The organism is Delftia sp. S65 (genome assembly GCF_016516495.1).
Lineage (GTDB): Bacteria > Pseudomonadota > Gammaproteobacteria > Burkholderiales > Burkholderiaceae_C > Comamonas > Comamonas acidovorans.
On record NZ_JACVUR010000004.1, the window covers coordinates 173147 to 191413 of the forward strand.

At 69.5% G+C, this 18267-nt stretch carries 22 protein-coding genes; 19 read left to right on the forward strand and 3 right to left on the reverse strand.

Going from position 1 to position 18267, the window contains the following annotated elements; translation table 11 throughout:
• The first annotated feature begins 27 nt into the window (after window positions 1-27).
• Window positions 28-840, forward strand: coding sequence for an adenosylcobinamide-GDP ribazoletransferase (locus IAE24_RS05835; RefSeq protein WP_199959162.1), 813 nt, complete (start codon window positions 28-30; stop codon window positions 838-840).
• Window positions 837-1439, forward strand: a complete 603-nt coding sequence (locus IAE24_RS05840; protein ID WP_199959160.1) for a histidine phosphatase family protein — start codon at window positions 837-839, stop codon at window positions 1437-1439. Before IAE24_RS05835 ends, IAE24_RS05840 begins: the two co-directional genes overlap by 4 nt.
• A 6-nt stretch (window positions 1440-1445) precedes the next feature.
• Here the strand turns inward: IAE24_RS05840 and IAE24_RS05845 are convergent, their stop codons facing one another.
• Complete coding sequence (locus IAE24_RS05845) at window positions 1446-1919, reverse strand: type II secretion system protein N (protein WP_034397087.1); 474 nt, start codon at window positions 1917-1919, stop codon at window positions 1446-1448.
• A 22-nt stretch (window positions 1920-1941) separates the two neighbouring features.
• Here IAE24_RS05845 and gspG point away from each other — a divergent pair, with 22 nt between their 5' ends.
• The 17 genes from gspG (at window position 1942) to IAE24_RS05930 (ending at window position 17149) form a co-directional block, all read left to right on the forward strand.
• Window positions 1942-2418 (forward strand): type II secretion system major pseudopilin GspG, encoded by a 477-nt coding sequence (gspG, locus tag IAE24_RS05850; protein ID WP_016448729.1) that lies wholly within the window; start codon window positions 1942-1944, stop codon window positions 2416-2418.
• Between the two features lie 82 nt (window positions 2419-2500).
• A complete protein-coding gene (locus tag IAE24_RS05855; protein ID WP_199959158.1) occupies window positions 2501-2956 on the forward strand; it encodes a GspH/FimT family pseudopilin in 456 nt (151 codons plus the stop codon).
• Window positions 2953-3351: a type II secretion system minor pseudopilin GspI gene (gene gspI, locus IAE24_RS05860; protein WP_199959156.1), complete on the forward strand. Its 399-nt coding sequence runs from the start codon at window positions 2953-2955 to the stop codon at window positions 3349-3351. The genes IAE24_RS05855 and gspI overlap by 4 nt, the downstream gene beginning before the upstream one ends.
• A complete protein-coding gene (locus IAE24_RS05865; protein ID WP_013800656.1) occupies window positions 3352-4059 on the forward strand; it encodes a prepilin-type N-terminal cleavage/methylation domain-containing protein in 708 nt (235 codons plus the stop codon).
• Entirely contained in the window at window positions 4056-5033 is a 978-nt protein-coding gene (gene gspK / locus IAE24_RS05870) for a type II secretion system minor pseudopilin GspK (protein WP_199959154.1), read from the forward strand. The genes IAE24_RS05865 and gspK overlap by 4 nt, the downstream gene beginning before the upstream one ends.
• A gap of 44 nt (window positions 5034-5077) precedes the next feature.
• Window positions 5078-6322 carry a type II secretion system protein GspL gene (gene gspL, locus IAE24_RS05875; protein ID WP_199959152.1) on the forward strand — a complete coding sequence of 415 codons (1245 nt, stop codon included), beginning with the start codon at window positions 5078-5080 and terminating at the stop codon, window positions 6320-6322.
• The gene (gene gspM / locus IAE24_RS05880; RefSeq protein ID WP_043822084.1) at window positions 6319-6885 is read left to right on the forward strand and encodes a type II secretion system protein GspM; all 567 of its coding nucleotides are present in this window, start codon (window positions 6319-6321) and stop codon (window positions 6883-6885) included. The genes gspL and gspM overlap by 4 nt, the downstream gene beginning before the upstream one ends.
• A 2-nt stretch (window positions 6886-6887) precedes the next feature.
• Window positions 6888-7691: a type II secretion system protein N gene (gene gspN / locus IAE24_RS05885; protein WP_199959150.1), complete on the forward strand. Its 804-nt coding sequence runs from the start codon at window positions 6888-6890 to the stop codon at window positions 7689-7691.
• A gap of 3 nt (window positions 7692-7694) precedes the next feature.
• On the forward strand, window positions 7695-10067 hold the full coding sequence (gspD, locus tag IAE24_RS05890; protein ID WP_199959143.1) for a type II secretion system secretin GspD: 2373 nt from the start codon (window positions 7695-7697) through the stop codon (window positions 10065-10067).
• Window positions 10068-10081: 14 nt separating this feature from the next.
• A complete protein-coding gene (locus IAE24_RS05895; protein WP_013800651.1) occupies window positions 10082-11443 on the forward strand; it encodes a GspE/PulE family protein in 1362 nt (453 codons plus the stop codon).
• Window positions 11444-11506: 63 nt separating this feature from the next.
• Complete coding sequence (locus IAE24_RS05900; protein ID WP_223275171.1) at window positions 11507-11791, forward strand: hypothetical protein; 285 nt, start codon at window positions 11507-11509, stop codon at window positions 11789-11791.
• 85 nt (window positions 11792-11876) lie between these two features.
• Complete coding sequence (locus tag IAE24_RS05905; protein ID WP_199959138.1) at window positions 11877-12878, forward strand: LLM class flavin-dependent oxidoreductase; 1002 nt, start codon at window positions 11877-11879, stop codon at window positions 12876-12878.
• 4 nt (window positions 12879-12882) lie between these two features.
• Window positions 12883-13572, forward strand: coding sequence for a helix-turn-helix transcriptional regulator (locus IAE24_RS05910; RefSeq protein WP_013800648.1), 690 nt, complete (start codon window positions 12883-12885; stop codon window positions 13570-13572).
• An 88-nt stretch (window positions 13573-13660) separates the two neighbouring features.
• Complete coding sequence (locus IAE24_RS05915) at window positions 13661-14305, forward strand: glutathione S-transferase family protein (RefSeq protein WP_013800647.1); 645 nt, start codon at window positions 13661-13663, stop codon at window positions 14303-14305.
• Window positions 14306-14449: 144 nt separating this feature from the next.
• Window positions 14450-15676 carry a type II secretion system inner membrane protein GspF gene (gene gspF / locus IAE24_RS05920; protein WP_199959136.1) on the forward strand — a complete coding sequence of 409 codons (1227 nt, stop codon included), beginning with the start codon at window positions 14450-14452 and terminating at the stop codon, window positions 15674-15676.
• A 16-nt stretch (window positions 15677-15692) separates the two neighbouring features.
• Window positions 15693-16613, forward strand: coding sequence for a 5'-nucleotidase (locus IAE24_RS05925; RefSeq protein WP_043822074.1), 921 nt, complete (start codon window positions 15693-15695; stop codon window positions 16611-16613).
• A gap of 62 nt (window positions 16614-16675) precedes the next feature.
• The gene (locus IAE24_RS05930) at window positions 16676-17149 is read left to right on the forward strand and encodes an EF-hand domain-containing protein (protein WP_199959134.1); all 474 of its coding nucleotides are present in this window, start codon (window positions 16676-16678) and stop codon (window positions 17147-17149) included.
• A gap of 24 nt (window positions 17150-17173) precedes the next feature.
• Here IAE24_RS05930 and IAE24_RS05935 read toward each other — a convergent pair whose 3' ends face one another.
• Window positions 17174-17608, reverse strand: a complete 435-nt coding sequence (locus IAE24_RS05935; protein ID WP_012207503.1) for a hypothetical protein — start codon at window positions 17606-17608, stop codon at window positions 17174-17176.
• Window positions 17609-17763: 155 nt separating this feature from the next.
• Window positions 17764-18267 carry a cyanophycin metabolism-associated DUF1854 family protein gene (locus tag IAE24_RS05940; RefSeq protein ID WP_013800643.1) on the reverse strand — a complete coding sequence of 168 codons (504 nt, stop codon included), beginning with the start codon at window positions 18265-18267 and terminating at the stop codon, window positions 17764-17766.

Below are 18267 nucleotides of genomic sequence, written 5' to 3' on the forward strand. Positions count from 1 at the left end.
ACCTGGCGGGCCGGCACTGACACGCCCATGCAGCCGCTTCGCCACTTTGTCCTGGCCGTCCAGTTCTTCAGCCGCATCCCGGTCACGGGGCAGCTGGCCGCCTGGGCTGGCTGGAGCCCCCAGCTGCAGCATGCCAGCGTTGCCCATCTGCCCGGCGTCGGCTGGCTGGTGGGCGCATGGGGCGCAGCGTGCCTGATGGCAACGGGCTGGCTGCTGGCACCCAGCCCCTGGATGCCGCTGGTTGCCGCCGTTCTTTCCACCGTGGCCACGCTGTGGCTGACCGGCGGACTGCACGAAGACGGATTGGCCGATGTGGCCGACGGCCTGGGCGGCTTTGTCCCGCCCGAGCGCGCGCTGGAAATCATGAAGGATTCGCGCCTGGGAGCCTACGGCGCCATGGCGCTGGTGATGGCGCTGCTGGCCAAGCTATCCCTGGTCGCGCTGCTGGTCGACATCCGCGTGCAATGGGCGGCCTTGCTGCTGTGCAGCATCCATGTGCTGTCGCGCATGGCGCCGCTGGCCCTCATGCAATGCCTTCCCTATGTGGGCCAGGCCGCCCACTCCAAGGCCGTGCATGCGGCTGGCAGGCCGCTGAGCGCCATAGGCGTGGTCACGGCAACCCTCTGGTGCCTGCCCGCCCTGGCGCTGACAGGCTGGCTGGCGGGCCTGCCGCTCGTCATCGGCCTGGTACTGCCCGGCGCCCTGGCCACGGCCGCCATGGTGCGCTGGGTGCGCCGCCGGCTGGGCGGCATGACGGGGGATTGCCTGGGCGCTGCCCAGCAGGTCTGTGAACTGGCCATGCTGCTGGGGGCTGCCGCCGTACTGGTGCGCGTGCCATGAACTCCGTCTGCGCCAACCCGGCACCACGCCTTTGGCTGGTACGCCATGCCCGCCCCCTGGTGGCGCCCGGCATCTGCTATGGCCGACTCGACATGCAAGCCGACGCCCAGGCCACGGCCGATGCGGCGCAGGCCCTGCACCTCGCCCTGCCTGCGGATTGCCTGCTGGTGCATTCGCCCCTGCGCCGATGCCGTCAATTGGCACAGGCCCTGCAGGCACTGCGGCCCGGCCTGGCATCGGCGGCGGACAGCCGCCTGCTGGAGATGGATTTCGGCGAGTGGGAAGGCCAGCCCTGGGATGCGCTGGACCGCAGCGCCATCGATGCCTGGGCGGCAGACCTTGCCGGGCACGCGCCGGGCCGGGGAGAGTCCCTGGCGACCATGCTGCGCAGGGTGAATGAGGCCTTGCAGCAGGCGAGCAGGGGTTCGGTGGGCGATGGCGCCGCACGCGACACCGTCTGGATCACCCATGCCGGCGTGGCGCGCTGCGTGCAATGGCTGATGCGCGAAGGCAGCGCCCTGCCCCAGGCGGCCCAATGGACGCTGCCCGCGCCTGACTTTGGCGGCTGGCTGGTGCTGGACCTGCCGTTGCCGCGCTGACCGGGATCAGCGCTTGTCGGGCAGGGGAATCTGCAGCGTGATGGAAGCCGGGCCATCGACCCTGGGCCCCAGGCGCGCCTCGCGGCCCGACACCGACTGCAGCACCACGCCGTCTTCCACGGCGCGCCCCACGCGGAAGGGCTTGGCCGGCTGGTTGCCCACGGCGATGACCGCCGCTCCGCCGCCGCTGTCGCGCCCGGCCAGCACACCGACCAGCGCATAGCGCGAGACCACAGGCGCTGCAGCGGGGGCGACGGCGCCCTGCGCGGCCGCCACGCCTCCCAGCGCCTGCGCCAGCGCGGGCGCATCGACCTGCAAGGGCTCGGCGGGCGCGGGTGGCACGGGCGCTCCCGCGCCGCCGTTGCCCAGGCGCATGGCCCAGAAAGCCACGACGCCGGCAGCCAGCAGCCAGAGCACGAATGTGGCAGCCTTGACATGCCAGGTCCGGGCCTGGCCGCGGTTCAATGAAAGTGTCACCATCGCGCGATTATGATGGAGCGATATGTCCAATTTGCTGCACCGTTCCATGACCAGCCTTCCCCGCCGTCCGTTGCCTGCCCTGCGCACTGCCGTCCAGCGCGGCTTCACGCTGATCGAGCTGATGGTGGTCCTGGTCATCATCGGCGTGCTGGCGGCCCTGATCGTGCCCAATGTGCTGGACCGCGCCGACGATGCCCGCGTCACGGCTGCACGCACCGACATCACCAACATCTCCCAGGCGCTCAAGCTCTATCGCCTGGACAACCAGCGCTACCCCACGGCGGAGCAAGGCCTGCAGGCCCTGATCATCCGCCCCACGAGCGGACCGCTGCCCAACAACTGGAAGCCCTACCTGGAAAAGCTGCCCAACGATCCCTGGGGCCGCCCTTACCAGTACCTGAATCCTGGCATCAAGGGCCCCATCGACATCATGTCCTTTGGCGCCGACGGCCAGGCCGGCGGAGAGGGCAAGGATGCCGACATCGGCAGCTGGCAATAAGTCGATGGCCCGGGCGACGGCCCGCAGGGGCCGCGCCGCACCGCACCACAGGCCCGCGCTCCCAGCGGGCCTGCCTGCTCTCATGCCCCGCCAGACCGCTCCCCTCCCCCTGTCCACCCCTTCGCGCGGCTTCACCCTGCTGGAGCTGATGGTCGTCATCAGTATCATGGCGATTGCCGCCGCAGGCGTGAGCCTGTCGCTGCGCGACAGCGGACAGGCACAGCTGGAGCGCGAGGCCGAACGCCTGGCCGCGCTGCTGGAGTCGGCCCGCGCCCAGGCCCGTGCCAACGGCGTGCCCGTGCGCTGGCGGCCCATGCCACAGGGCTTTCGTTTCGAAGGACTGCCGGCCAGCGCGCAATTGCCTTCCCAATGGCTGCAGCCCGGTGTGCAGGCGCAGCCGGCCACGCCGCTGGTGCTGGGCCCCGAGCCACTGATTCCGCCCCAGTCCGTCACGCTGACGCTGCGCGACTCCACCAGCCCGCCGCTGCGCGTGGCCACGGATGGACTGCGGCCCTTTGCCGTGCAGTCCCTGCCATGACAGCCCTCCACGGACTGCGCCGAAAGCACGGTGCCCCCAGGCGCCCGGCACGCGGCTTCACGCTGATCGAGGTGCTGGTGGCCCTGGGCATCGTGGGCATTGCGCTCATGGCCGGTCTGCAGGCCACATCGGCCCTGACGCTCAATGCCGAGCGCCAGTCCGAGGTGCTGCTGGCCCAGCTGTGCGCGCAAAACGAGCTGGTGCGCATGCGCCTGTCGCGCCAGATGCCGCCCGTGGGCGACAACAGCCTGACCTGCGAGCAGGGCGGCCGGCAACTGCAGGTCCGGCTCAGCGTGCGGCCCACACCCAATCCCAGCTTCCGCCGTGTCGATGCCCTGGTGGTCACGGCAGAGCATCCCGTGCTGCGCGTATCCACCATCGTGGGACGCTTCTGAATGCGCTTGCGCCACCCTTCCCGCACGCACGGCTTCACCCTGGTGGAGCTGATGGTGGCCATCGCCGTCATGGCCCTTCTGGCCCTGGTGAGCTGGCGCGGGCTGGACAGCATGGTGCGCTCGCAGGAGACCATTCGTGCCCGCAACGAGCAGCAGATGGTGCTGCAGACCGTCATCGCCCAATGGAATGCCGACCTCGAAGCGCTGATGCCGCTTGAAAACACACAGGTCATCGACTGGGACGGCCAGGTGCTGCGCATGACCCGCAAGAGCAGCGCCGCCGTGGACGACGGCGCCGTGGTCGTCGCCTGGGCGCGCCGCCAGACGGCCGGGCGCGACCAGTGGCTGCGCTGGCAGTCGCCGCCGCTGCGCACGCGCGCACAGTGGCGCGATGCCTGGAACCAGGGATCGCAATGGGGGCGCAACCCCTCGGACGACCAGCGCCGGCGCGAAACCGTGCTGATGCCCCTGGACCAATGGCGCCTGTACTACTACCGCGACAACGCCTGGAGCAATCCGCAGTCCAGCGGCTCGGACAACGGCACGGGCACGGTCAACCCGCCGTCCGGCGGCACCAACAGCAGCGCACAGCTGCCCACGATTCCCGACGGTATCCGCGTCGAACTGACCCTGCCGCCCGACAGCGCCATTCCTGGCCGCGTCACCATGGACTGGGTCAACCCCTTGCGCTCCAACAGCCGATCATGATGCGCGCACCCCGCCCCCTGCCCGGCCGCCGCCGCCACCGTGGCGTGGCCCTGCTGGCCGCCATGCTCACGGTGACCCTGGTGGCCACGTTCGCCGCCAGCGCGCTGTGGCAGCAGTGGCGCAGCGTGGAGGTCGAGACCGCCGAGCGCAACCGCATGCAGGCCGCCTGGATCCTGCTGGGTGCGCTGGACTGGTCGCGCGTGGTGCTGGCCGAGGATGCGCGCACCAGTCTGCAGGTGGACCATCTGGCCGAACCCTGGGCCGTGCCGCTGCAGGAGGCGCGCCTGTCCACGTTTCTTGCGGCGCAGAACAACGTCAGCCAGGTCGATGACGGCATGGCCGACATGCAGGACGCCTTTCTCTCGGGCCAGATCATCGACCTGCAGTCGCGCCTGAACCTGCGCAACCTGCTGAGCGCCCCCGACAAACCCGAAACCCTGCGCCCGCTGTCCCGCCTGCTGGAGCGCCTGAACCTGCCCCCTGCCTATGCCACGCAGATCGTCCAGGCCCTGCGCGCAGCCGCCACCCCTGGCGAGGGCGCGCAATTGCTGATGCCGCGCACGCTGCGCCAGTTCGGCTGGCTGGGTCTGCCGCCCGAGGTCGTCGCGCGCCTGGAGCCCTACATCACCCTGCTGCCCGAGAACACGCCCGTCAACCTCAACACCGCCAGCGCCGAAGTCATCTGGGCCAGCGTGGAGGACCTGACCTGGTCCCAGGCCAGCCAGCTGGTGCAGCTGCGCGCATCGCGCCCGCTGCGCAGCCTGGCCGATGCCTCCAACGCGCTGGGCCTGCCGCAGAAATTCGAAGGACAGAACCTGTCGGTGGCCACCAGCTTCTTCGAGGCGCGTGGCCGCATGCGCCTGGGCGAGATCGTGGCCAGCGAACGCTCCATGTTGCGTCGCAACAACATGACAGTCACTACCATCTGGCGTGAGAGGGGGGACTGGGGATTGCCCGAAGCTCCCGCGCCATGACAGATGGCTGTCACACTCGCCCCCTACAATGCCCGCTTCCGCCCATGAGCACCTTGATTCTTCATCTGCCTGCGGGCCCCGCTGGCGAATACGCCTACGCACTCAGCAGTGACGGCCTGCGCGCCGACCGGCATGGCCACGCCGCCGCAGGCCTGCTGCCCGATCCTGGCCGCACCGGCCAGACGGTTGCCGTGGTGCCGCACCAGGCCTTGTCCTGGCATCTGGTCAGCCTCCCCCATGGCGTGCCTACGGGAAGCCGGCGCGGACATGTGCGCCTGCGCGCCGTGCTCGACGGGCTGCTGGAAGAGCGTCTGCTCGACGAGCCCTCCCAATTGCACCTGGCCCTGCAGCCGCAGGCACGCGCAGGCGAGCCCTGCTGGGTTGCCGCCTGCAACAAGGCCTGGCTCCATGCCCACCTTCAGGCCCTGGAATCCGCAGGGCGGCCCGTGGGCCGCATCGTGCCGGAATGTCCGCCCCAGGCCACGCCCCAGCTCTGGGCCGTGGGCTCACCCGAATCGGCCTGGCTGCTTGCCACCGGCCTGAGCACCGCCCCGCAGGGCATGGACTCGCTGGCCTGCCTGCCGCTGCGCACCGACAGTGCCGACCCCGCCATGCTGGCAGCCCTGCTGCAGGCCCTGCCCCCTGACACCCCGATCCAGGCGGACCCGGCGCTGGCCCGTGCCGCCGAGGCTCTGCAGCGCCCCGTCAGCCTGCTGACGGATGCTCAGCGCGGCCTGGCGGCCCGCGCACAAAGCTGGGATCTGGCGCAGTTCGACCTCGACCTGGGCGGCGGCAGCCGCACACGGCGGCGCATGCTCGACGGCTGGCAAAGCTTTCTGCGCGCGCCGCAATGGAAGGCCGCGCGCTGGGGCGCCGTGCTCGCCCTGCTGGCCCAGGTAGTGGGCCTCAATGCCTGGGCCTGGACCGAGAACCGCGCCATCGCGGCCAAGCAGGTCCAGGTGCGCTCCACGCTGGCCACCAGCTTCCCCCGCGTGCCCGTCATCGTCGACGCGCCCGTTCAAATGCAGCGCGAAGTCGCCACGCTGCGCCAGACCGCCGGCGCGCTGACTCAGGGCGACCTGGAGCCCCTGCTGGCCGCCGCATCCCGGGCCCTGCCCGCTGGACAGTTGCCCCAGGCCATGGACTACCAGGACCGGCAGCTGCGCCTCAAGGGCGTCTCGCTGGAGGCCGAGGCACTGGAGCAGGCACAACAACATCTGGCCGGCAGCGGCCTGCGACTGCAGCGCGAGGGCGCCGACCTGCTGCTTGCCCAGGAGGCCCGGCCATGAACATGCGCGCATCCCGCCAAAGCCTGGCACCCCTGCGCGCGCGCTGGAATGCCCTGGCGCCGCGTGAACAGAACATGACCCTGCTGGCCGGTGGCGTGGTGGCACTGGCCCTGCTGTGGTGGGTGGCCCTGGCCCCCGCCCTGCACAGCCTGCGCACCGCGCCCGAACGCCATGCCCAGGCCGACCGCCAGTTGCGCCAGATGCAGCTGCTGCAGGCCGAGGCCGAGCAGCTGCGCGGCAACGCACGCCCCGTGGTCGGCGATGCCAAGGCGCTGCTGCAAAGCTCGCTGTCCGCCGAACTGGGCGCCTCCGCCCAATTGAACTGGATGGGCGACCGCGCACAGATCACGCTCAAGGCCGCACCCGCCGCCGCGCTGGCGCGCTGGCTGGCCCAGGTCCGCAGCAACACCCATGCCGTTCCGGCCGAGATGAAGCTGGCCCGCAGTGCATCTGCAAGCACTGCCGCCGCCTCCGGCGCAGCAGGCGCAGGCGCTGCCGATGCCGTGCGCTGGGACGGCAGCCTGGTGCTGGACCTGCCCGTCGATCCGTCGCGGGCGCCTTGAGCATGCAACGCAAGCCCCGTACCCAGCCGGCCCTGCGCGCACCGCGCGGCTGGGCGCTGGCCGGTGCCCTGTGCGGCCTGGTGGCCACCACCGTCGTCTGGGCGCCCGCCGCCTGGCTGGCGCGCGGCGTGGATTCGGCCACGCAGGGCCAGGTGCTGCTGCAGCAGCCGCGCGGCACGCTGTGGAATGGCTCGGCCTCCCTGGTCTTCACCGGAGGCGCCGGCAGCCGCGACCGCACGGCCCTGCCCACACGGCTGGAATGGACGCTGCGCCCCCGCCTGGACGGCGCCCGCATACAACTGCGCAGCGAATGCTGCACACCCACTCCCGTGGTGCTGGACCTGCTGCCCCGCTGGCAGGGCCTGAGCGCCATGGTGCATGACAGCGACACGCGCTGGCCCGCCTCCCTGCTGTCCGGCCTGGGCACGCCATGGAACACGGTGGACCTGCAAGGCCAGCTGCGGCTGGCCACGCAGGCCCTGCAACTGCAGCTGCTGTGGCAATCGGGCCGCTGGCGCAGCGAAGGCAGCACGCGCCTGGAGGCGCTGGCCGTATCCTCACGCCTGTCACCGCTGCGCCCGCTGGGCAGCTACCGGCTGGACATCCTCGGGGGCGACAGCCCGCAACTGCAGCTCAGTACCCTGACCGGCGACCTGCGCCTGAGCGGCCAGGGCCAATGGGTAGGCCAGCGGCTGCATTTCCAGGGCGAGGCCTCGGCCAGCCCGGAGCGCGAAACCGCGCTGTCCAACCTGCTCAACATTCTGGGACGGCGCCAGGGGCCCCGGTCCATCATTTCCTTTGGTTGATCCATGACTCAGCAGCACACGACCCCGTTCTGGCGCAACACCCTGCACACGCTGGCCGTCAGCGCCATGCTGGCCTGCACCGCTGGCACGACCCAGGCTCAGACCAACGCACCAGCCGGCGCCACGCCCAGCCTGCGCCCCGGCGAGCCTGTGACACTGAATTTCTCGGGCGCCGACATCGAGGCCGTCTCGCGCGCCATCGGCGCCATCACCAACCGCAACGTGGTGGTCGACCCCCGCGTCAAGGGCCAGATCACGCTGCTGACCGACAGGCCAGTGCCGCCTGCCACCGCCTACCAGCAGTTCCTGGCCGCGCTGCGCCTGCAGGGCTTCACCATTGTCGAATCGGCCGGCCTGTACAAGGTCATCCCCGAGGCGGACGCCAAGCTGCAGGCCAGCGAAGTGGCCGTGGGCGCGAGCCGCAGCAGCGCGGGCAGCCAGATCGTCACCCAGATCTTCAAGCTCAACTACGAGAACGCGGCCAACCTGGTTCCCGTGCTGCGCCCGCTGATCAGCCCCAACAACACCATCAACGTCAACCCGGGCAACAACTCGCTGGTCATCACCGACTACGCAGACAACCTGCAGCGCATCTCGCGCATCGTGGCGACCATGGATGTGTCCAACGCCACCGATGTCGAAATCATTCCCCTGCGCCATGCCGTGGCCACCGACATGGTGGCCCTGGTCTCGCGCCTGATCGAAGGCGGCACGGCCAGCCCCGGCGGCCTCACCGTGACCGCCGGCGGCGCCAATATTCCGGGCCAGAGCGACAACGCCTTCAAGACCTCGCTGATGGCCGAGCCGCGCAGCAACTCCATCGTGCTGCGCGCGGCCAACCCCGCACGCCTGGCCCAGGTGCGCTCGCTGATCGCGCGGCTGGACCAGCCCGCCATGAACGGCGGCGGCGACCAGGGCAACATCCATGTGGTCTATCTCAAGAACGCCGACGCCGTGGCGCTGGCAGCCACCTTGCGCGCGGCCATAGGCGCCCAGGCCACGGCCGCGGGCACGGCCAGCGGCCAGCCCGGTGCGGGCGGCACCACGCCGCAGGGCGGCGGCATGTCCTCCATTCCCACCTCGCAGCCCGTGGTCTCGCGCGACTCCAGCGGCACGGCATCCATGGGCATGGGCTCGTCCTCGGGCCTGGGCAGCAGCGGTGGCGGCGGCGCCCTGGGCGTGGCCCAGCAGCCGTCCACGGGCGGCATGGTCCAGGCCGATCCGTCCACCAACTCGCTGATCATCACCGCCCCGCCGCCCATCTACCGCCAGATGCGCGCCGTGATCGACAAGCTCGACGGCCGCCGCGCCCAGGTGCTGATCGAAAGCCTGATCGTCGAGCTCAAGGACAACCGCCTGGCCCAGTTCGGCGTGCAGTGGCAGGCCATCCTCAGCAACAACGGCAAGGTGCTGGGCAGCATCGGCAACAACTCCAGCGTGGCCGGCGCCAACATCCTGAGCCTGCTCAATGCCTTCAACAAGGACGGCAGCATCAACACCAGCACGGGCGGCATCACCGGCGACACGGTGAGCAGCATGCGCGGCACCAACCTGGGCTTCACGCAGAGCGTCAACGGCAACACCACGCTGGGCTTTCTGGCCAACTTCCTGCAGAACAGCGGCGACGCCAACATCCTGTCCACGCCCAACCTGATGACGCTGGACAACGAGGAGGCGCGCATCATCGTGGGCCAGAACGTGCCCATGGTCACGGGCTCCTACGCCAGCAACTCCACGGGCGGTACGGTCAACCCGTTCACCACGGTGGAGCGCAAGGACGTGGGCCTGATGCTGCGCGTTCGCCCGCAGATCAACGAGAACGGCACGGTGAAGCTGGCCGTGTTCCAGGAGGTCTCCTCGGTGGACGAGTCCACGCGCAAGGACACCAACGGCCTGACCACCAACAAGCGCTCCATCGAATCCAACGTGCTGGTCGAGGACGGCAACATCATCGTGCTCGGCGGCCTGATCGACGACAACTACTCCCAGGCCGAGGACCGCATTCCCCTGCTGGGCGACATCCCCGTGCTCGGCAACCTGTTCCGCAACACCAACCGCAAGCGCAACAAGACCAATCTGATGGTCTTCCTGCGTCCTGTGGTGATGCGCGATGCGGCGGCCACCAATCAGGTCTCCTCCGAGCGCTACGAAGCCATTCGCGCCCAGCAGCAAGGCCTGCAGCCCGAGCAGAACGTGCTGCTGCGCTCGGTCAATGCCGCGCCCGTGCTGCCCACGCTGACGCCCCAGCCGGACCCCGGCTCGTTCACCAACCCGGCCGCCATCGTCAACGTGCCGGGCGCAAAGCCCGAGCTGATCGACTTCACCCAGCCGCAGCCCGCCGCTCCCGCCGTGCCGGCAGCCCCCGGCGCGCTCTGAGGCAGGAAGGCCCCATGCGCTATCCCCTGCCCTATTCGTTTGCGCGCACCAGCCAGCTGCTGATCGAGGACGACGGCCACGAGCCCCTGCTCTGGCACGGCCCCTCGCCCGACTGGCAGGCCCTGTCCGAAGTCCAGCGCAAGCATGCGGTGCAGCGCTGGCAGATGCTGGACGCGGGCACGCTGGCGCACCGCATCAGCGCCGCCTATTCGCAGGGCGAATCCAGCGCGGCCCTGGTGGTCAGCGAGGTCGAGTCCGACGCCGACCTCTCGCGCATGATGCAGGAGCTGCCCGCCGTCGAGGACTTGCTGGAGACTGCGGACGACGCGCCCATCATCCGCATGCTCAACGCCCTGCTCACGCAGGCCGCGCGCGACGGCGCCAGCGACATCCACATCGAGCCCTATGAGCGCCACTCCAGCGTGCGCTTTCGCGTGGACGGCGACCTGCGCGAGGTCGTGCAGCCCAACCGGGCCCTGCACGCGGCGCTGATCTCGCGCCTGAAAATCATGGCCGACCTGGACATCGCCGAAAAGCGGCTGCCCCAGGACGGCCGCATCAGCCTGCGCCTGGGCACGCGCGCCATCGACGTGCGCGTCTCCACCCTGCCCAGCGCCCACGGCGAGCGCGCCGTGCTGCGCCTGCTGGACAAGAGCGAGAGCAAGCTCAGCCTGGAGGCCGTGGGCATGCAGGGCGAGACGCTGAGGCGGTTCACCCACATGACGGCGCAGCCCCACGGCATCGTGCTGGTCACCGGTCCCACGGGCTCCGGCAAGACCACCACGCTGTACGCGGCGCTGTCGCGCATGGACGCCAGCCACAGCAACATCATGACGGTGGAAGACCCCATCGAGTACGAGCTGGCCGGCGTGGGGCAGACCCAGGTCAACGCCAAGATCGAGCTGACCTTCGCCAAGGCCCTGCGCGCCATCCTGCGCCAGGACCCGGACGTGATCATGATCGGCGAAATCCGCGACTTCGAGACCGCGCAGATCGCCATCCAGGCCTCGCTGACGGGCCACCTGGTGCTGGCCACGCTGCACACCAACGACGCATCCAGCGCCGTCACCCGCCTGATCGACATGGGCGTGGAGCCGTTCCTGCTGTCGTCCTCCCTGCTGGGCGTGCTGGCCCAGCGCCTGGTGCGCAAGATCGACACCACCGAGCCCAGTGGCTACCGAGGGCGCACCGGCATCTTCGAGATGCTGGTGGTGGACGACACCATCCGCGCGCAAATCCACCGCCAGGCCAGCGAGGCCGAGATCCGCGACACCGCGCTGGCCTCGGGCATGCGCCTGATGCGCGACGATGGCGAGCGGCTGGTGCGCGAGGGCATCACCACGCCCGAGGAAGTGCTGCGCGTCACGCGCGACTAGGCGCAGGCGGCCACGCCCGACCCTGCGCAGCACGGGGCATCCCCGTTTGCCACAATGGTCGGCATGTTGGAATCCCTACGCGCCTGGAGCGCTCCCTATGGCGGCGACCTGTTCCTGTGGGTCGCCACGCTGAGCCTGATCAGCTACATCGCCCTGTGGTGGTTCAAGTCCCGCCTGTCCACCAGCCAGCTGCGCCGCGTCATCCGCCTGTCGGCGCTGGTGGCGCTGCCGCTGTCCTGGCTGGCCATCCAGCAGGGCGAGAACCATCTGGCTGCAGCCATCCTCCCCCTGGTCTGGTGCGTGGTGCTGGGCATCACCTGCGCACGGGAAATGTCCAGAAGAAACTGAGTGCGCGAACGCGCACCAGGAATGCCCTGGCGCGGCAAGGCCCGCGCCGCCCCCACCCACCGTGAACTGGAAGTTGGAACCTGCCATGACATCATTCAATGAAGTCCGTCTGTCCATGCTCGACCTCGTGGCCGTGCGCGAAGGCGGCACCGTCGCCGAGGCCCTGGACATTGCGCTGGCCACGGCCCGCAAGGCCGAGGCACTGGGATTCGAGCGCTACTGGCTGGCCGAGCACCACAACATGCCCGGCATCGCCAGCTCGGCCACGGCCGTGCTGATCGGCCACATCGCGGGCGGCACCTCGAAGATCCGCGTGGGCTCGGGCGGCATCATGCTGCCCAACCATGCCCCGCTGGTGGTCGCCGAAGCCTTCGGCACGCTGGCCGAGCTGTACCCGGGCCGCATCGACCTGGGCCTGGGCCGTGCACCCGGCACCGATGGCGCCACCATGCGCGCCCTGCGCCGCGACCGCGTCGAGACCGAGGAAGACTTCCCGCGCGACGTGATGGAGCTGCAGCGCCTGCTGGGCCCGGCCACGCCCGAGCAAAAGCTGGTGGCCACGCCCGGCGCGGGCACCAACGTGCCGATCTGGCTGCTGGGCTCCAGCCTGTTCTCGGCCCAGCTCGCAGCTCACCTGGGCCTGCCCTACGCCTTTGCCTCGCACTTCGCGCCGCGCATGCTCTACCAGGCCGTGCAGCTGTACCGCAGCCTGTTCAAGCCGTCGGCCCAACTGGCCAAGCCCTACGTGATCGTCGGCGCCCCCGTGATCGCCGCGCCCACCGATGACGAGGCCGAGTACCTGGCCAGCAGCACCTACCAGCGCGTGCTGGGCATCATCACGGGCCGGCGCGGACTGCTGCCGCGCCCCATCGAGAACTATGCGGCCCAGCTCGGCGAGCAGGAGCGCCGCGCCATCGGCGACTTCCTGGCCGTGGCCTCCATCGGCGGCCCGGACAAGGTGCGCATGCGCCTGCAGAAGCTGCAGGCCGACACCGAGGCCGACGAGCTGATCCTGGTCAGCGACGTGTATGACCGCGACCTGCGCCTGCGCTCGCTGGAGATCACGGCCGGCGTCATGGGCCGCTGAAGGCATGAGCCGCTCCGCCCGGCTGCTGCAGCTGATCGACCTGCTGCGCCGCGCGCGCCTGCCCCAGGCCGGGCCGGTGCTGGCCCGGCAGCTGGACGTGAGCCTGCGCACCCTGTACCGCGACATTGCCACCCTGCGCGAGCAGGGTGCAGCGATTGCGGGCGACCCGGGTGTGGGCTATGAGATGCGGCCCGGCTTTCTGCTGCCGCCGCTGATGTTCACGCCCGATGAGCTGGAAGCCCTGCTGCTGGGCGCGCGCTGGGCCAGCCGCCAAGCCGACCCCGAGCTCGCCCAGGCCGCCACCGCCGCGCTGGACCGCATACGCAGCGCGCTGCCGCTGGAGCTGCGCATCGAGGTGGACACCAGCGGCCTGCTGGTGCCGCCCATCTGCCACGAATCCGTGACCGAGCCCTGGCAGACCGCGCTGCGCCTGGCGATACGGCGCCAGCACCGGGTGCTGCTGCACTACACGGATGAGAAGGGCCAGCCGACCGAGCGCCAGATCTGGCCTTTTGCCATGGCTTTCTTCGACCAGCGGCGCATTCTTGCGGCCTGGTGCGAACTGCGCCAGGACTTCCGCCATTTCCGTGCCGACCGCGTGCGTTCCGTCACCGATCTGCAGGAACGCTATCCCGACCACCGCAGCGGCCTGATCGAACGCTGGTCGCGGCAACTGGGCTACACGGTCCGCTGACACCACTGCTGACAAAAACTGTCAGCATGGCCTCCTACAGTCGCTCCCATGGCCTTCTCGCCATGCATTCAAACCACTGGGAGCCTTCATGAACGACTCGATCAAGCCGCTGCGCTTTTACTTCCACCCCCGCTCGCGCGCCGTCATCGCGCGCTGGATGCTGGAGGAATGCGGCGCCCGCTATGAGCCCGTGCGGTTGGAATACGGCAGCACCATGAAGGCTGCCGACTACCTGGCCATCAATCCCATGGGCAAGGTCCCCGCGCTGGTGCACGGCGAGACCGTGATCACCGAACAGGCCGCCATCCTTGCCTATCTGGCCGACATCTTCCCCGAACGAAGGCTCGCGCCGGCCGTGGACAGCCCGCTGCGCGGCGTCTACCACCGCTGGATGTTCTTCCTGGCCGGCCCCGTCGACGCCTTGATGACTGCCAAGAGCCAGGGCCACCTGGAGCAGCAGACGGCCGACCAGGCCATGTCCGCCGGCTATGGCCGCTATGACGACGTGGTGCAGACGCTGCGCCAGGCCGTGGCCGGCAGGCGCTACCTGTGCGGCGACCAGTTCACCGCGGCCGACGTGCTCATGGCCAGCTACCTGCGCTGGGGCACGATGATGAAGCTGCTGCCCGCGCTGCCCGAGTTCAGCGACTACGGCCAGCCGCTGATGGAACGCCCGGCCTCGCTGCGCTCCATCCAGCTCAACGAAGCGGACCTCGCGGCCCAGCCGGCATAAGGGCCAGGCAGGGGCTGCCGCCGACCGCGGCGGCGGCCTCGCCATCCAGCCGTCACCGGCAGCGGCTACCATCGGGGGTTGGATCGCCGCCTGGCGTTTCCTGAACGCCATCCCTTCCCCAGCCCTTCCCGACTCCCGCCGCGCATGCCTGCCTTTTCCTTCGAAGCCCTGGATGCACAAGGTCAGACCCGCAAGGGCACGATCGAAGCCGACAACGCGCGCGCCGCGCGCAGCCAGCTGCGGGCCCAGGCCCTGGTGCCCATGGCCGTGGAGATCGTGGCCTCGGGTTCCGCGTCCAGCCCGCAGGGCGGCGCCTCGCGCTGGCTGACCCGCCCCGTCCTTGGCTCCACAGGGCTCACCGTTTGGACACGCCAGATGGCGGGTCTGGTCGGATCAGGCCTGCCCATAGAGCGCGCCCTGGCCGCGCTGTCCGAAGAAGCCGATGACCCGCGCCAGCACCACCTCGTGGCCGCGCTGCGCGCCGAGGTCAACGCAGGCTCCACCTTTGCCCGCGCCCTGGCCCAGCACCCGCGCGAGTTCTCCGACATCTACTGCGCCGTGATCGGCGCCGGCGAGGCCAGCGGCAGCCTGGGCCCGGTGCTGGAGCGGCTGGCCGACGACCTGGAGTCGCGCCAGGCCCTGCAGTCCAAGCTCATTGGCGCAGCCCTGTACCCGGCCATCGTGACCCTGGTGGCCATCGTCATCGTGCTGTTCCTGGTCAGCTACGTGGTGCCCCAGGTGGCCAGCGTGTTCGCCGGCACCAAGCGAGCCCTGCCCTGGCTCACCGTGGCCATGCTGGCGCTCAGCGACTTCGTGCGCAGCTATGGCTGGGCCGCGCTGATCGCCCTGGTGCTGGGCGCCGTGGGATTCCGGCTGTCCATGAAGAACCCCGCGCTGCGCGAGCGCTTCGACGCCTGGTGGCTGCGCCTGCCGCTGATCGGCCGGCTGGCGCGCAACTACAACGCGGCACGCTTTGCCGGCACGCTGGCCATGCTGGCGGGCGCGGGCGTGCCCATTCTCAAGGCCTTGCAGGCCGCAGCCGAAACGCTGGGCAACCGCGCGTTGCGCGCCGACGCCATGGACGCGCTGGCCCTGGTGCGCGAGGGCGCGCCGCTGGCCTCGGCGCTGGCGCAGAAAAAGCGCTTCCCGGGACTGATCTCCATGTTTGCCCGCCTGGGCGAGCAGACCGGCCAGCTGCCCGTGATGCTGCAGCGCGCGGCCAACCAGCTGTCCACCGAGGTGCAGCGCCGTGCCATGCACCTGGCCACCATCCTGGAGCCGCTGCTGATCGTAGCCATGGGCATGGTCGTGGCCCTGATCGTGCTGGCCGTGCTCATGCCCATCATCCAGCTCAACCAGTTCGTCAAATAGCGAAAAGCGCCAAGCCATGTCCGTGACCCTGCAAGACAAGCTGGTCGTCGCCATCTCCTCGCGGGCGCTGTTCGACTTCGAGGAGGAGAACCGGCTGTTCGACGCCGGTGACGAGCAGGCCTACATGCGCCGCCAGCTGGACCTGGTGCACCAGCCCGCACGCCCGGGCATCGCCTTCCCGCTGGTGCGCAAGCTGCTGGCCTTCAATACGCCCGAGGTGCAGCGCGTGGAGGTGATGATGCTGTCGCGCAACGACCCGGCCAGCGGCATGCGGGTCTTTGCCTCGGCCAAGGCGGCCGACATGCACATAGAGCGCGGCGTGTTCACGCGCGGGCGCGATCCGTTTTCCTACCTGCGGCCGCTGGGCGCGCACCTGTTTCTCTCGGCCAACGAGGTCGATGTGCGCAGGGCGCTGTCCATCGGCTTTCCTGCCGCGCGCGTGATGGTCGATTCCACGCCCGCAGGCGACCGCTATCCGCAGGAGGTGCGCATTGCCTTCGACGGCGATGCCGTGCTGTTCTCCGACGAGGCCGAACGCGTCTACCAGCAAGGCGGGCTGCCGGCATTTCTGCGCCACGAGGTCTCCCATGCCGCCACGCCGCTGGCGGAAGGGCCGTTCAAACCGCTGCTGGTTGCGCTGCACCGGCTGCAGCAGCAGGCGGACTCGTCCCAGACCATGCGCATTCGCACGGCCCTGGTGACGGCGCGCAGCGCACCGGCGCACGAGCGTGCCATCCGCACGCTGCTGGAATGGGGCATTGCGGTGGACGAGGCCATGTTCCTCGGCGGCCTGGAAAAGGGCCCGTTCCTGCGCGAGTTCGAGCCGGACTTCTTCTTCGACGACCAGACCGGCCACGTCAACTCGGCCGCGCGCCATGTGCCGGCAGGCCATGTGAGCAGCGGCATCTCCAATCCGGACGCCGATCCGCCGAAGTAAACAATTGCAAAGGGCGGGCCGGCCGTGCTTGCAAATGCCGGTTCCGTGCCCAAATAAAGCCAATGCATTTTCCCCTCATGAACCGCTCTGCCCTGCTGCGCCGGCCACCGCTGCTGCAGGCCGCCGTCGTCGTGCTGCTGACCAGCGCCTTCATGCTGCCCGCCGCGCGCGCGCAGGCAGCAGAAAACACAGCCACCGAGCAGGCAACGGCCAGCCCGGCGCCGCTGACCAAGGGGGAGATCAAGGCCCAGCGCGAATTCAAGATGCTGGACTTCAACAAGGACGGCAAGCTCAGCCGTGCTGAAGTGGCGCTGTTCCCGCGCCTGTCGGCCGCCTTTGACGAGGCCGACACCGACAAGGACGGCTACGTCTCCTATGCGGAGGTGCAGGCCTTTGCCGTCAAGTACCGCGCCGAACGCGACAAGGCAAAGGCCAAGGCGCAGGCCGAAGAGGCAAAGGCCGCCGAGCGTGCGGCAGCCGAGCATGCCGCAGCCGCTGCCAGGGACAAGAAGGAAGGCGAAGGCTCAAAGGACTGAGCCTTCTTGCCCGGCCCCTGACACTCAAAGACCGCCGGTACGCTTGACCTTGGGTTCCGAATAGGTCAACGGCTCATCGCGCACCTGCATCTTGTTGCGAGCCACATCGTCGGCCTTGCTGACCTCCTGGGCCTGCTCCACCGCCATGGCGCTGGCACGCCACATGGACTGGATGAACTCGATGAGCTGCTTGGAGATCGGCTCCTTGGGCGGCTCCTCAACCTCTTCCTTCTGCTTGATCTCTTCGGCCAGCGTCCAGTCGCGGTTTTCCTGGTCCACCACGGACGGCTTTTCAGGATCGCGCACCACCCGGCCTTCGCCGATGCGGTCCGTGGATTCGACGGCGTTGGTGGCGTTCACAGGACGCACGGGCACCGCGCCCGACGCACCGGTGGAGTACAGATCGGCGCTTTGCGGGCGCCACGGTATGGGTGATCGGTCAACAGGTGGAATTGGCATGGCTCGACCCTCTTGCTGGATGTGTGCTGTGGGCGGGAATTTCCCGCCGTCGCCTCATCATCGACAGAAGCTGAAAGAACTGAAGCGCTTTTTTTGAAAGACGCTTCGGTCTGCCTCAAACCAAGGGTAAACCCCTTATTCACCCCGACCAGGCGCTAGAGGAAGCGCTCCAGCAGCTTGCGCGAGGTGCGGTCCAGCGCCGTGCTGTCGGGCACGCTGAACTGCACGCCGTCCTGGCTGGTGATCATCAGATGCGTGCGGCCCGACAGGCGCCGGATGTCCTCCTCGGCCTTGAGCACGAGCTGCACGGGCCCCCGGTCGGTCTCCAGGTCCCAGGTGCTGGGCGTGGAAAAGCCGGACACCTTGTGGATGCGCTGGATGACGGGCACGAACTCGCGCACGGCCAGGTCTTCCTCGATCAGCGTGCGGGCCTGCGCCGGCAGGTGGTCCATGTGGTCCACCCACAGCGCCTCCTTGCCATCGACGGAGACCAGGGACAGGCCTTCCAGCGGTGCGGCAATGGGAAAGGCGCGCACGGGCACCACGGATTCGTGGCGCGTGCCGTCGGCCAGGATCAGCACCAGGCGGCCATGGGCGTTGCGCTCCATGCGCACGCCGCTCAGATCGGCGCCGGCAGCGGAATGTTGGGCGTTGGACAT